The sequence below is a fragment of the Streptomyces sp. NPDC003379 genome (assembly GCF_053589195.1).
Genome location: NZ_JBSFRK010000097.1, coordinates 1 through 13156 on the forward strand (window position 1 = coordinate 1; position 13156 = coordinate 13156).

Here is a 13156-nt window from a genome sequence, read left to right on the forward strand (position 1 = left end):
CGCCGAGATATCCGGCCAAATGGCGGGCCGGAACGGCGCGGGCTCAGGGCCCTACGGTCGCGCTTCACGGTCCTACGGTCTTACGGCCGCACGCGGCGCCTTACGCGCCATACACGCCTTACGCCTCGTCGAACGTCGCCGGGTCCGGGCCGAGGCGACGGTCCTCGTTGAGGGCGGAGATCGCCGCCACGTCCTCGGGGTCCAGCGCGAAGCCGAAGACGTCGATGTTCTCCTTGATCCGCGACGGCGTCACGGACTTCGGGATGACGACGTTGCCGAGCTGGATGTGCCAGCGCAGTACGACCTGCGCGGGCGTGCGCCCGTGCTTCTGCGCGATCGCGATGATCGCCGGGACCTCCAGGAGCCCCTTGCCCTGGCCCAGCGGCGACCACGCCTCGGTGGCGATGCCCTGCTCGGCGTGGAACTCGCGGGCGGCGCGCTGCTGGAGGTGCGGGTGCAGCTCGATCTGGTTGACGGCGGGGATGACCGACGTCTCGGAGATCAGCCGCTCCAGGTGCTCCGGCAGGAAGTTCGACACGCCGATGGACTTGGCGCGGCCATCGGCCTGGATCTTCTCGAAGGCCTTGTACGTGTCGACGTAGGCGTCCTTGGAGGGCAGCGGCCAGTGGATCAGGTACAGGTCCACATAGTCGAGACCCAGCTTCTCCAGCGAGGTGTCGAAGGCGCGCAGCGCCGAGTCGTGGCCCTGGTCGCTGTTCCAGAGCTTCGTCGTGACGAACAGCTCCTCGCGGGCCACGCCCGAGGCGGCGATGGCCTTGCCCGTGCCCTCTTCGTTGCCGTAGATCGCCGCGGTGTCGATACTGCGGTACCCGGCCTCCAGGGCCGTCGTGACGGCCGCCTCGGCCTCGTCGTCCGGCACCTGCCAGACGCCGTATCTGAGTTGGGGCATCTCGACGCCGTTGTTCAGGATGATCGGGGGGACCTTGCTCACGAGCTCTCGATCCTTCAATTCGTCGGGTGGTACTCCCATGGTCAACGATCACGGGCCGCGCCGCATTCCTGGACCCGCGCCGCGTTCCCGACCGCCATTTGGCCGGATATCTCGGCGACACGGAGGTAGGAACGGTCCGGACCATTGACGGTGTTCCGTCATGCCGCGACCCTAGGGACACGGCACTGAACGCGGAACACTCATGTGAACACTACAAGTATTCGCGAGCGCTGCGAGTATCCGCCTGAACATCCTGAACATCCTGAACGTCCTGAACGTCCTGAAACCCCCACCTCTTCAGGAAGGCAGCGTCATGCCCACCTCCATGCCCTCGCCCTCGACCGTGCCCCCGCGTTCCGAGACGCCGCAGGCCCCGGCCCAGCCGGACTCCGCCGCGGAAACCAGCGGCTGGCAGACCCCCACGTACGCCGTCGTCGACACCGCCCTCGAAGTCACCGCCTACCGCCTCGCCGACCGGTAGACCCGCCGCCATGCTGCTGCAGGTGCTCGGCACCGCGGCGGGCGGCGGGCTGCCCCAGTGGAACTGCGCGTGCCCCGGCTGCACCGGGGCACGCGCCCATCCGGCACGTCGCCGCCGGCACGCCGCCCTCGCCGTCCGTACGGGTGAGAACCACTGGTACCTCGTCAACGCCACCCCCGACCTGGGCGACCAGATCGAAGCCACTCCCGCACTCCACCCCGGCGCGGGAGCCGACACGCGGCACACCCCCGTCACCGGGGTCGTCCTCACCGACGCCGAACTCGACCACACCCTGGGCCTCACCCGGCTGCGCGAGGCCCGCGACGGCGTCGACATCATCGCCACGTCGCCCGTACGCGACGCGGTCCGCGAAGGGCTGCGGCTCGACGCCCTCCTGGAGCCCTACACGCGCGTACGGTGGCACGAGCTGAGCGCCGATCCCGGGCTGCCTCTGCACGGCGGCGCCGGAATCCGCGCAGCCGCCGTACCGGTTTCCGCCAAGCGCCCGCGGTACGCCGCCGGAACCGGCCCCGACGCCGACACCTGGTCGGTCGCGCTGCGCCTGACCGACCCGGCCACCGGCCGGACCGCCCTCTACGCCCCGGCCCTCGCCACTTGGAGCGACGCCTTCCACGCGGCCGCCCAAAACGCCGACTGCGTCATCGTCGACGGCACCTTCTGGGACGACGACGAACCGTCGCGCGCCGGATTCTCCACCCGGACCGCCACCGCGATGGGACACCTCCCCATCGCGGGCCCCACCGGAACCGCACGCCGCCTGGCCCAACTGCCCGGCCGCTGCCTCTACACCCACCTCAACAACACCAACCCCCTCGGCGACCCCGACGCCGACCAGTACAAACACCTCGTCGAGTGGGGCCTGGAAGTCGCCGCCGACGGGATGGAGATCGCGCTGTGACGACGACCACGGCCCCCATGGCGGACGCGCGCCCCTGGACCCCCGACGAACTCACCGAACGGCTGCGCGCCGTCTCCGCCGACCGCTACCACGACCGGCACCCCTTCAACGTACGCATGCACGAAGGCAGCCTCACCCGCGACGAGCTGCGCCGCTGGATCGCCAACCGGTTCCACTACCAGCGGCACATCCCCGTCAAGGACGCCCTGATCCTCGCCAAGTTCGACGACCCCGCCCTCCGCCGCGGCTGGCTGCGCAGAATCCAGGACCACGACGGGGAACGGGACGGCACGGGCGGCATCGAACGCTGGCTGCGGCTCGGCGAAGCGGCCGGCATCGACAGGGCGCAACTCCTCGATCCGGGGCGGGTGTTGCCCGGCGTCCGGCTCGCCGTCGACGGGTACGTCAACTTCTGCCGGCTCAGCCCCGCCCTCGACGCCGTCGCCGCGTCCCTCACCGAACTCTCCGCGCCCGATCTGATGCGGACCAGGATCGCCGCCTTCGAGAAGCACTACCCGTGGATCGACGCGGACGGCCTCGCCTACTTCCGCACGCGTGTCGGCCAGGGCGGCCGCGACGGGCACGAGGCGCTCGGCCTCGTCCTCGCGTGGGCGCGCACCCGCGAGGAACAGGAGCGGGCCGTCGCCGCCCTCGCGTTCAAATGCGACGTGCTGTGGTCACTGCTCGACGCCGTCGACCTCGGGGTCGGAGGCCCGACATGACCGCCCACGACGCCGTCGTACGTGATGCCGCCGTCGTACGTGACGCCGTGGTACGTGATGTCGTACGTGACACATGGCGCCCCGCGCTCGCCCGCCCCGTACTGCTCCGGCACGACCGGGTGCGCGGCGTCGACCTCCTGGTGCTGCCCGAACGCGTCGTCGTTCTGCGGGGCGCCGCCGGCAGCATCGTGAGCCTGTGTGACGGCGAACGCGATGTCGCCGCGATCGTCGAAGAGCTGGCGCGTCGGCATCCTGATGCGCCGGTGGGTGAGGAAGTGCCCGCCTTTCTGGAGCAGTTGAGGGCGGAGGGGTGGCTGCGATGACCACAGCCCCCGACCCCAACCCCGCCCCCGTCCCCGACCCGCCCTGGGCCCTCCTCGCCGAACTCACCCACGGCTGCCCCCTGCGCTGCGCCTACTGCTCCAATCCCGGCCGACTCGCCGCCCGTTCAGCAGAGTTGACGTCCTCCGAGTGGGCGGACGTACTGCGCCAGGCCGCCGATCTCGGCGTCGTACAGACCCACCTGTCCGGCGGCGAACCGCTGCTGCGCCGCGACCTCACGGGGATCGTCGCCGCCGCCGACGCCGCGGGAATCCACACGCAGCTCGTGACCAGCGGCGTCGGCCTGCACCGGGAACGGCTCGGCCGTCTCCTCGACGCGGGGCTGCGCAGCGTCCAGCTCTCCGTGCAGCACGCCGATCCGGAGGCCGCGGGGCACATCGCGGGTGCGCGGGCGTTCACCGCGAAGGAGCGGGCGGCGCGTCTCGTGCGGGCGGCGGGGCTGCCGCTCGGTCTCAACGCCGTCCTGCACCGCGCCAACCTCGACGCACTCGACGACCTCGTGGAACTCGGCCTCCGCTGGGGCGCCGACCGCGTCGAGCTGGCCAACACCCAGTTCTACGGCTGGGCGCTGCGCAACCGCGACGCCCTGCTGCCGGACCGTGCCCAGGTGGCCCGGGCCCGCGAGCGCGTCGAGCGGTGGCGGGAGCGGCTCGCCGGGCGCATGGAGCTGGTGTGGGTGGCGCCCGACTACGTCGACGGCATCGCCAAGCCCTGCATGGGCGGCTGGGGCGCGGTGTCGCTCACCGTCGCCCCCGACGGCACGGTGCTGCCCTGCCCCGCCGCCGCCGAACTCCTCGGCCAGGCCGCCCCGAACGTACGCGACCACCGACTCGGCTGGATCTGGCGGGAGTCCGACGCCTTCAACCGCTACCGCGGCGAGGCGTGGATGAGCGACCCCTGCCGCGGCTGCGAGCTGCGCACGGCCGACTTCGGGGGCTGCCGCTGCCAGGCGTACGCCCTGACCGGCGACGCCACCCGCACCGACCCCGCCTGTCACCGCTCGCCCGACCACGGGGTGGTCCGCGCGCTGGTCGACGCGGTCACCCACAACCCTGGCGGCGAACCGCCCGCTTACGTCTACCGCGCCGACGCGCCGTAACCGCGCGCCGACCCCTCTCACCCCTCGACTCGACTCGACAGAGATGGAGAACCGGCATCGTGGCAAGAACTCTCTTCACCGCCCTGGCCGCCGCAGGCGCCGTCACCGCGGCCTCACTCACCCTCGCCGGTGAATCCGGTGGACCCGGGGAACTCGGTGAACCCGGGGCGGCCACTCCCGTGTCCACCGGCTGGACCATCCCCTGGGGCACCTCCTGGCTGCCCGACGGTTCGGCCGCGCTGGTCACCGAACGCGACTCCTTCCGCGTGTGGCGGGTCTCGAAGGACGGCAAGGAGAAGCAGCGGCTCGGCACCGTCCCCGAGTCGCAGACCACCGGCGGCGAGGGCGGGGTGATGGGCGTAGCCGTCGACCCGGACTGGGCGGCCAACCACTACGTGTACGTGATGCACACCTCGACCGAGGGCAACCGCATCGCCCGTATGACGTACGACGGCACGGCCCTGTCCGGCTACAAGCCGCTGCTCAAGGGCATCAAGAAGAACAAGTACCACAACGGCGGACGCCTGGCCTTCGGCCCCGACGGCTACCTCTACGCCACCACCGGCGACGCCCAGGACAAGGCCCTCGCGCAGGACAAGAACTCCCTCAACGGCAAGATCCTGCGCCTGACGAAGGACGGCGGGCCCGCGCCCGGCAACCCCTTCGGCACCCACGTCTACAGCATGGGACACCGCAACCCGCAGGGCATCGCCTTCGACGCCCAAGGGCGCCTCTGGGAAGCCGAGTTGGGGGAGAACAGGAAGGACGAGCTCAACCTCGTCAAAGCGGGCGAGAACTACGGCTGGCCGACGTGCGAAGGCGTCTGCGGCGTCCCGGGCATGACCAACCCCAAGAAGACCTGGAACGTCGCCGAGGCGTCCCCGAGCGGGGTCGCGATCGTCGACGGCGCGGTCTACATGGCGGCGATGAGGGGCCAGCGCCTGTGGCGCATACCGATCAGCGCCGACAGCGAGGACGTCGGGACGGCGAAGGCGTACTACGTCGGCCAACTCGGCCGTCTGCGCTCCGTCACCGCTGTGCCCGGCGCCAAGGAGCTCTGGCTCTCCACCACCAACGCCGACGCCAACGGCGGGCAGCCCGTCGGCTCGGACAAGATCTTCCGCGTGCCGATCGGCTAGAGACACCCCCTAGGCGGGGGCGGTCCCGAGGTAGGCGTCCCGCACCTTCGGGTCGGCGCGCACCTGCGACGCCGTGCCCTCGGCGAGTACGCGGCCCAGGTCGAGCACGACGACGCGGGCGCAGAGCTCCATGACGAACGCGACGTTGTGCTCGACGAGGAGTACCGCACAGCCCTGTTCATCCGCGAGATGACGGATGACGGACATCAGATGACCGATCTCATCGTCTGTCATCCCGGCGGCGGGCTCGTCCAGGAGCAGCACCGCGGGCGGGTCCGCGACCGCCCGCGCCAGCTCCACCATCCGAGCCCGCCCGACCGGCAGGGCTCCCGCGTACTGCCCGGCGAGCGCGTCGAGGCCGCACTCGCGCAGCACGGCATCGGCCCTTTCGCGCCGTCTGACCTCGTACGCACGCCGGGTCGGCGAGGCCAGCAGGTCGGCCACGAATCCGCCGCCCCCGCCCCGCCACTCCTGCGCGACGACCAGATTGTCGGCGACGGTGAGCTGACCGAAGAGCTGCTGCCGCTGGAAGGTGCGGCGCATCCCGTGGCGGGCGCGCCATACCGGCGAGCGGCGGGTGATGTCGGTGCCGCCGGACAGCACCCGGCCCCGGTCGGGCCTGCGGATGCCGGACAGGACGTCGAACAGGGTGGTCTTGCCCGCCCCGTTGGGCCCGATGAGCCCGCAGATCTCGCCGGGGCGGACGGCCACGCCCACCCCGTCGAGGGCGCGGACACCGCCGAAGCGGACGCCGACGCCGACGGCTTCGAGCACCTGTTCCTTCATGGTGACCGCCGCCCCGCTTCCTCGGGCCTCTCCCCGCCCGCCGCCATGCCCAGATACGCCTCCGTGAGCCGGTCCGCCCGCACCTCGGAACGCGGGCCGCACCAGGAGACACGCCCCTGCGCCAGATACGCCACCGTGTCGGCGACCCCGAGGATCTCCGCCGCCTTCTCCTCCACGAGCAGCAGCCCCACGCCACCGTCCCGGAGTTCTACGAGGAGACGGAACACGTCGTCGACGACGCGCGGCGCGAGGCCGAGCGACGGTTCGTCGGCGATCAGCACCTTCGGTGGGCGCTGGAGGAGCGGCGCGAGCGCGAGCAGCTGCTGCTCGCCGCCGGACAGGGAGCCCGCGGCGACCTTGCGGCGTGCGGCGAGGACGGTGAACCGCTCGTACACGGCGTCGCGGGCGTCCCGGTCCGGCAGGCGCAGGGCGAGGTTCTCCTCGATGGTGAGCGACGGGAAGATGCCCCGGCCCTCGGGGGCGAGGAGCACCCCGGACCGCGAGCGGTGGACGGCGCCTTCGCGGGTGGCGTCGCGCCCCGCCACGTACACCCGGCCGGCCGTGGGCCGGATGAGCCCGGCCGCGGCGCGGCACGTCGTGGACTTCCCGGCACCGTTGGGACCGAGCAGGGCGACGATCTCGCCGGGGTGGACGGCGAGGTCCACTCCGTGCAGGACCGGGGCGCCGTCATATCCGGCGTAGAGCCCGTGCAGGGAGAGGGCGGTGCCGGGAGTCCCGGTATTGAGCCCGGCCGGCGATTGAGGACGAGCCCGGAGGGCGATATCGGGTGGCTGAGCGGCGGTGCCGCCCCTGGCACGCACCCTCCTGCGGCGAACCCGCACGGGCACCGCCGCGCAGTACCCGTCCGGATCGTTGGCGAGCGCCAGCCCCGCGAGGCCGAAGAGGATCACCGGCAGCTGCACGGACTCCGTCACGTACTCGGCCACCAGATGCGGCACGATCGCGAAGACCAGCCCCGCCACCACCGCGAACTGCGCCCGCCGCACGCCCGCCGCGACCACCACCGCCAGCCAGATCAGCCCGGTCATCGCGGTGAAGTCGGTGGCGGTGATACGGGTGTTGTACGACGCGTACATCACTCCGCCGAAGCCGGCGAGCCCGGCGGAGAGGGTGAACAGGAGCAGCTTCGTCCGTACCACGGACACCCCGGATGCCATGGCCGCCGCCGGAGCGGACCGCACCGCCAGCATGGCCCTCCCCGACGGCGAGTTCCGCAGCGCGCCGAGCGAGGCGACCGCCGCCGTGACGAGGACGACCATGGCGACGCCCATCGCACGGTCGTCCGAGAGGTCGACGGGGCCGAGGACGGGCCGGGGGATCTCCCAGCCCGTGTCGCCGTTGCGCAGCCACCCCATCTGGAAGAGGACCTGATCGGCGAGGAAGGCGAGGGCAAGGGTCGCGAGGGCCAGGGAGCGCCCGCCGAGCCGCAGCGCGGGCAGCGCCACGAGGGCGCCGAGCAGAGCCGCCGCGCACGTCCCGGCCAGCGCCGCCCCGGCGAACGGCCACCCGTGGCTCATCAGCAGCCCGGCCACCAGCGCGGCGCCCGTCACGAAGGTGGCCTGCGCCAGCGACACCATCGCACCGAGGCCCGTCACCACGGTGAAGGAGATGAAGACGAGGGAAATGGCGAGGCCCTGCGCGAGGATGCCGCTCCAGAAGGGGGTGGTCACCGTATAGAAGGAGAGGGCCAGCAGGGCCGCCGCCACCGCCCAGGGCGCCCATCTGCGCGCCCATGACCGGCCGGCGAGGTAGTCGACCGGCGGCGCGTCCACCGCGGCCGTGCCCGCCGTCCGCTGCCGCCGCGTCAGCAGGAGCAGCCCGGCGAAGAGGATCAGGAAGGGTACGGCCGTACGGAAGCCGGTGATCTTCTCGGCGAAGTCGGCGTACCCGGCGACGAGGTTCTGCAGTACGCCGAGCCCGAGCCCGCCCGCGAAGGCCAGCGGGATCGACAGGAAGCGCCCGAGCACGGCCGCCGTCGCGGAGACGAAGAGGAAGAGGGTGAAGTCGTGGGAGGAGAGGCCGAGCAGGGGTGTCGCGAGGACGCCCGCGAGGCCCGCCAGGCCCGACGACAGCATCCACGCCACTGAGGAGAGGCGGTCCGCGCTCATGCCGCGCAGCTCCACGAGCGAACGGTTGTCGACGGTGGCCCGCAGCCTGAGCCCGAGCGGGGTGTGCCGCATCAGGATCCAGAGGCCGACGGCGACCACCGCCGTGGCGACCCAGGTGATCAGTTGGTCGGAGTCGACGCCGACGCCGTCCATCAGCTGCCAGGACTCCGCGGGGCTTGGCCCGACGCCGGGCAGGCCGAACTGGTTCTCGGCCGGCACCACCGAGGCCCCCGCGTCCGCCAGCAGCTCCACCACCCACAGGCCGAGCGCGGGCAGCGCGACGAGCAGGCCGATCGTCGCGACGATCTGCGCGGTCTCGCCGACCCGCGCCAGTCTGCGGAACATCAGCCGGTCGAGCCCCCAGCCGAGCGCGGGGGCGACGACGCAGACCAGGAGGAGCGCGGTCGGCACGGCGGGCCATCCGAAGCCGGAGTGCAGTTCGTGGAAGGCGAGCGCGCAGAGGTAGGCGGTGGCGCCGTGCGCGAAGTTGAAGAGCCCGGAGGCGGAGTAGGACAGGACGAGCCCCGTCGCGAGGAGGGCGTACAGCGCGCCCGAGACGAGTCCGCTCAGCACGAATCCCAGCAGGTCCGACATGGCGGCCCGCCCCTACGTGAAGGGGATGGGTTCGTAGCACTTGAACGGCGCCGACACCTCGTACGCGCCGTCCTTGAGATGGACGAGCGCGCCGCACCCGAACGACTCCTTGCGCCCCTTGGGCCAGCTGCGGTCGCCGACCAGGGTGCCGGTGTCGGAGTAGCCGTCCGCCGCCCGCTGAAAGGAGCCGGTCGTCAGGTCCTTGCCGGCCTTCTCGGCGAGGGCGAGGAAGAGGTCGGCGGACATGTAGCCGGTCATCATGTGCATGTTGAGCGGCACGTCCTTGCCCGCCGTCTTCCTGATGTCCGCCTTGAACCGCCGCATGTCGGCGCTGTCCTGTTCGAACGGCTGGAACGTCAGCAGGACATGCGCGCCGTCGAGGGCCTCGCGTGTCGCGCTCTTGGCGAGCAGGCCGGGATCGTAGTCGGTGGGGTCGGTGAGGAGACCCTTGAAGCCGGATCGCTTGAGGGCCGTGAACAGGCCGATGTTGTACGGGGTCTGCATCACGGAGACGACCGCGTCCGGCGCCTTCCCGCCGTCGGAGCGCAGGATCTCCTTGGTGTACGCCGACCAGTCGCTGGGCACGGAGGTCGCGGGGACGGTCGACTTGGCGTACGTCACCTTGTAGCCGGCGGCGGCGAAGCTCTGCTTGTAGGTGCGGATGGCGAAGGTGCCCGCGTCGTTGTCGTTGGCGAGGATCGCCACGGTCCTGCCCTTCGATCCGCCCATGACCTTCTTGAGGCCCTCCGGCCAGCTCTGCGTGATGGTGCCGCCGGGCATCGGCACCATGCAGCCACCGAAGCCGTACAGGTAACTGGGGCCGCAGAAGGGCGGGATGGTGCCCCAGCCGAACGTGGGAACCTTCTGCTTCTGCAGGAAGTCGGCCCCGGAGAAGGTGACCGAACTCATCGGCGCGATCGCGAACACCTTGTCCCGCTGGACGAGCTGGCGGGCCGCGGCGAGGTTCTTGCCGGGGTCCTGGCCGTCGTCCTCCGCGCCCAGGTAGTCGATCTTCCGCCCGTGCACACCGCCTTCGGCGTTGGCGCGGTCGAAGCGGGCCTCGGCGCCGAGGTCGGTGTCCTTCTTGCTGTAGCCGCTGGCGGTCGTCATGGAGACGATGCCGCCCACCTTGATGGAGTCGTCGGTGACTCCACGTACGGAACCACTCCCGTCCTCTCCGGAACTACCGCCGCTGGAGGCGGAGTTGCAGCCGGTGACGAGCAGCAGGGCCGCCACGGTGGCACTGATGATGCGGATCGATCGCGACACGGTCGAGCCCCCTGACGTCGGAGTGGGGCTGATTCTGTGCGGGACCTGACGAACCGTCAATAACACTGTCAATAACCGGCGCACCCGCGTCAGACCCGATACAACGCCTCGACCTCGGTCGAATAGGCGTCCTCGATGGCCTTCCGCTTGAGCTTCAGCGAGGGCGTGAGCAACCCCTGCTCCTCGGAGAACTGATGCGCCAGTATCCGAAACGTACGAATGGACTCCGCCTGGGAGACAAGCGTGTTCGCGGCGACGACGGCCCGCCGGACCTCCGTCTCCAGATCCGGATCCCGCACCAGCTCACCGGCGGGAAGAAGCGGCTTGCGGCGCATGGTGAACCAGTGCTCCACGGCCTCGGCGTCCAGTGTGACGAGCGCCGCGATGTAGGGACGGTCGTTGCCGACGACGATGCACTGCGCGACCAGCGGATGGTCACGCACCCGCTCCTCCAGTTGGGCCGGCGAGACGCTCTTGCCGCCGGAGGTCACCAGGATCTCCTTCTTGCGCCCGGTGATCGTCAGATAGCCGTCCTCGTCGAGCGAGCCCAGGTCGCCGGTGGCGAGCCAGCCGTCGCGCAGTGTCGCGTCGGTGGCCCCCGGGTCGTTGAGGTAGCCCTGGAAGACGTTGCCGCCGCGCAGCCAGATCTCACCGTCCCCGGCGATGCGCACCGCCGTCCCCGGGATCGGCTGGCCGACCGTGCCGTAGCGGGTGCGCTCGGGCGGATTGGCGGTCGCGGCGGCCGTCGACTCGGTCAGCCCGTACCCCTCGTAGATCGTCACGCCCGCGCCCGCGAAGAACAGGCCCAGCCGCCGGTCCATGCCCGAGCCGCCCGACATCGCGTGCCGCACCCGGCCGCCCATCGCCTCGCGCACCTTGGAGTAGACGAGCTTGTCGAAGAGCTGGTGCTGCATGCGCAGCCCCGCCGACGGGCCGGGCCCCGACCCGAGGGCCTTGGCCTCCACCGCGTCCGCGTACCGCACCGCGCACTCGACGGCCTTGTCGAACGGGCCCGCCCTGCCCTCCTTCTCCGCCTTGCGCCGCGCCGCGTTGAAGACCTTCTCGAAGATGTAGGGCACGGCCAGGATGAACGAGGGCCGGAACGCGGCCAGGTCCGGCAGCAGCGCCGCCGCGTTGAGGTTCGGCTGGTGCCCCATCTTGACGCGGCCGCGCACCGCCGCCACCTGCACCATGCGGCCGAAGACGTGCGCTAGCGGCAGGAACAGCAGCGTGGTGGCCTCGTCGCCGCGCTTGGAGTGGAAGACCGGCTCCCAGCGGGCCACCATCACATCCGCCTCGAACATGAAGTTCTCGTGGGAGATCAGGCAGCCCTTGGGGCGGCCCGTGGTGCCCGAGGTGTAGATGATCGTGGCGATCGAGTCCGGCGTGACGGCGCGGCGATGGCGTTGCACCACTTCATCATCGATCTCCCGGCCCGCGCGGGTCAGTTCGCTCACGGCGCCGGCGTCCAGCTGCCACAGTCGGCGCAGCTGCGGCAGGCGGTCGATGACCGAGCCGATCGTCATCGCGTGGTCCTCGTGCTCGACCATCGCGGCGCTGACCTGCGCGTCGTGCAGCATCCAGAAGACCTGGTCGGCCGAGGAGGTCGGATAGACCGGCACGACCTGGGCGCCGATGGTCCACAGCGCGAAGTCGAACAGCGTCCACTCGTAGCGGGTGCGGGACATGATGGCGACGCGGTCACCGAACCGTACGCCCTGCGCGATCAGGCCCCTCGCCAGGGCCAGCACCTCGTCACGGAACTCGCCCGCGGTGACGTCACGCCACCGCCCGTCGGTCTTGCGGCCGAGGGCGATGCGCGTCGGGTCCTCGAGGGCATGGTCGAAAACGGCGTCGGCCAGGCCGCCCACCAGCGGCGCCGACGCCATCGGAGGGTTCGTGAACTCGCGCAATGATGCTCCTTGTGGCGCTCCGCACAGCGCCGTGACCGTACCCCACGCCGCGCCCCTCCGGGAGAGGGCCGATGCGGCGGCGGTATGGACCATCGGCGCTGGTCAGCCGGTGGAAATACGGCCACAAGGGGAAGGGCCGGACAGAACTACTTACGCTGGAGTAAGTTTCGGTGGCGTAATCTCCACCGAATCTGTACGCGGTGTGCAGACATGCGCCGGCCTCCTCCGGGATGTGCGGCCGTTCCCTCAGTGGAGGACCTTCTCGGCGTCGGGAGCGGACGCGGACTCCACGTGCGGGGACTCGCTCGGGGAAGGTCGCCCGCCGTCGCGGAATGCCTTGGTCGCCTTGATGGGGACATGGGCGCACGCCGCCACGACCACCACGGTCAGTACGGCGAACGTCAGTACGGCGAACACGACGGACAGCACACCCGTCACCGTGGAGTTCCGCACGACGGCCGCCATGCCCGCGGCGCTCCTGGCCGGGGCGAGGAGCCGTCCTTCACCGCCAGGCACCTGACGAGCGGGCCCCGGTCACCCAGGACCACCCCAGCCGGCCGGACCGAGCCGACCGCCGCCGCGGCCACCCGGATCGCGGAGACCCGCTCGCCCCGGGAGAGGTCGAGGACGGACCAGCCGGTCCTGGCGGGAGCTCCGCACGGGGTTGCGCCTTTCCTGGGAGGGACGTTGAGGGAGTAACCGGGAGAGCGACCGCTCTACAGGCCGAGCTCGACCTCGAACTCGCCGGCCTCCAGGATCGCCTTGACGGCGGTGAGGTAGCGGGCGGCGTCGGCGCCGTCCACCAGGCGGT

Annotated in this window: 12 protein-coding genes and 1 pseudogene; 6 read left to right on the forward strand and 7 right to left on the reverse strand. The window is 71.3% G+C overall.

Annotation, left to right across the window (positions count from 1 at the left end):
- Positions 1-118 precede the first annotated feature (118 nt).
- On the reverse strand, positions 119-910 hold the full coding sequence (locus tag ACWDVB_RS39550; protein ID WP_451518667.1) for an aldo/keto reductase: 792 nt from the start codon (positions 908-910) through the stop codon (positions 119-121).
- 355 nt (positions 911-1265) lie between these two features.
- Between ACWDVB_RS39550 and pqqA the strand changes: the two genes are divergently transcribed.
- Genes pqqA through ACWDVB_RS39580 form a run of 6 tightly spaced genes read left to right on the forward strand, consistent with a single transcriptional unit; the run spans position 1266 to position 5654 of the window.
- Positions 1266-1433: a pyrroloquinoline quinone precursor peptide PqqA gene (gene pqqA, locus ACWDVB_RS39555; RefSeq protein WP_451518655.1), complete on the forward strand. Its 168-nt coding sequence runs from the start codon at positions 1266-1268 to the stop codon at positions 1431-1433.
- Positions 1434-1443: 10 nt separating this feature from the next.
- On the forward strand, positions 1444-2352 hold the full coding sequence (gene pqqB / locus ACWDVB_RS39560; protein ID WP_451518656.1) for a pyrroloquinoline quinone biosynthesis protein PqqB: 909 nt from the start codon (positions 1444-1446) through the stop codon (positions 2350-2352).
- Between the two features lie 17 nt (positions 2353-2369).
- Positions 2370-3074, forward strand: a complete 705-nt coding sequence (gene pqqC / locus ACWDVB_RS39565) for a pyrroloquinoline-quinone synthase PqqC (protein WP_451518668.1) — start codon at positions 2370-2372, stop codon at positions 3072-3074.
- Complete coding sequence (gene pqqD, locus ACWDVB_RS39570) at positions 3071-3397, forward strand: pyrroloquinoline quinone biosynthesis peptide chaperone PqqD (protein ID WP_451518657.1); 327 nt, start codon at positions 3071-3073, stop codon at positions 3395-3397. The genes pqqC and pqqD overlap by 4 nt, the downstream gene beginning before the upstream one ends.
- Positions 3394-4515, forward strand: a complete 1122-nt coding sequence (gene pqqE / locus ACWDVB_RS39575) for a pyrroloquinoline quinone biosynthesis protein PqqE (RefSeq protein ID WP_451518658.1) — start codon at positions 3394-3396, stop codon at positions 4513-4515. Before pqqD ends, pqqE begins: the two co-directional genes overlap by 4 nt.
- 59 nt (positions 4516-4574) lie before the next feature.
- Entirely contained in the window at positions 4575-5654 is a 1080-nt protein-coding gene (locus ACWDVB_RS39580; RefSeq protein ID WP_451518659.1) for a PQQ-dependent sugar dehydrogenase, read from the forward strand.
- A gap of 9 nt (positions 5655-5663) precedes the next feature.
- Here the strand turns inward: ACWDVB_RS39580 and ACWDVB_RS39585 are convergent, their stop codons facing one another.
- The 6 genes and pseudogenes from ACWDVB_RS39585 to ACWDVB_RS39610 all read right to left on the reverse strand — a co-directional run.
- The gene (locus tag ACWDVB_RS39585) at positions 5664-6440 is read right to left on the reverse strand and encodes an ABC transporter ATP-binding protein (RefSeq protein ID WP_451518660.1); all 777 of its coding nucleotides are present in this window, start codon (positions 6438-6440) and stop codon (positions 5664-5666) included.
- On the reverse strand, positions 6437-9163 hold the full coding sequence (locus tag ACWDVB_RS39590) for an ABC transporter permease subunit (protein WP_451518661.1): 2727 nt from the start codon (positions 9161-9163) through the stop codon (positions 6437-6439). Before ACWDVB_RS39590 ends, ACWDVB_RS39585 begins: the two co-directional genes overlap by 4 nt.
- Positions 9164-9175: 12 nt before the next feature.
- Complete coding sequence (locus tag ACWDVB_RS39595) at positions 9176-10432, reverse strand: ABC transporter substrate-binding protein (protein ID WP_451518662.1); 1257 nt, start codon at positions 10430-10432, stop codon at positions 9176-9178.
- Between the two features lie 89 nt (positions 10433-10521).
- Positions 10522-12345: an AMP-dependent synthetase/ligase gene (locus tag ACWDVB_RS39600; protein ID WP_451518663.1), complete on the reverse strand. Its 1824-nt coding sequence runs from the start codon at positions 12343-12345 to the stop codon at positions 10522-10524.
- A gap of 246 nt (positions 12346-12591) precedes the next feature.
- The gene (locus ACWDVB_RS39605; protein WP_451518664.1) at positions 12592-12861 is read right to left on the reverse strand and encodes a hypothetical protein; all 270 of its coding nucleotides are present in this window, start codon (positions 12859-12861) and stop codon (positions 12592-12594) included.
- Between the two features lie 200 nt (positions 12862-13061).
- Positions 13062-13156: pseudogene (locus ACWDVB_RS39610) on the reverse strand (2-oxo acid dehydrogenase subunit E2); the annotation flags it as partial.

What these genes read in the sequence shown, in the direction of transcription:
- ACWDVB_RS39550 (WP_451518667.1), bottom strand. Translation starts at nt 910, where the DNA reads ATGCCCCAACTCAGATACGGCGTCTGGCAGGTGCCGGACGACGAGGCC.
- pqqA (WP_451518655.1), top strand. Translation starts at nt 1,266, where the DNA reads ATGCCCACCTCCATGCCCTCGCCCTCGACCGTGCCCCCGCGTTCCGAG.
- pqqB (WP_451518656.1), top strand. Translation starts at nt 1,444, where the DNA reads ATGCTGCTGCAGGTGCTCGGCACCGCGGCGGGCGGCGGGCTGCCCCAG.
- pqqC (WP_451518668.1), top strand. Translation starts at nt 2,370, where the DNA reads ATGGCGGACGCGCGCCCCTGGACCCCCGACGAACTCACCGAACGGCTG.
- pqqD (WP_451518657.1), top strand. Translation starts at nt 3,071, where the DNA reads ATGACCGCCCACGACGCCGTCGTACGTGATGCCGCCGTCGTACGTGAC.
- pqqE (WP_451518658.1), top strand. Translation starts at nt 3,394, where the DNA reads ATGACCACAGCCCCCGACCCCAACCCCGCCCCCGTCCCCGACCCGCCC.
- ACWDVB_RS39585 (WP_451518660.1), bottom strand. Translation starts at nt 6,440, where the DNA reads ATGAAGGAACAGGTGCTCGAAGCCGTCGGCGTCGGCGTCCGCTTCGGC.
- ACWDVB_RS39590 (WP_451518661.1), bottom strand. Translation starts at nt 9,163, where the DNA reads ATGTCGGACCTGCTGGGATTCGTGCTGAGCGGACTCGTCTCGGGCGCG.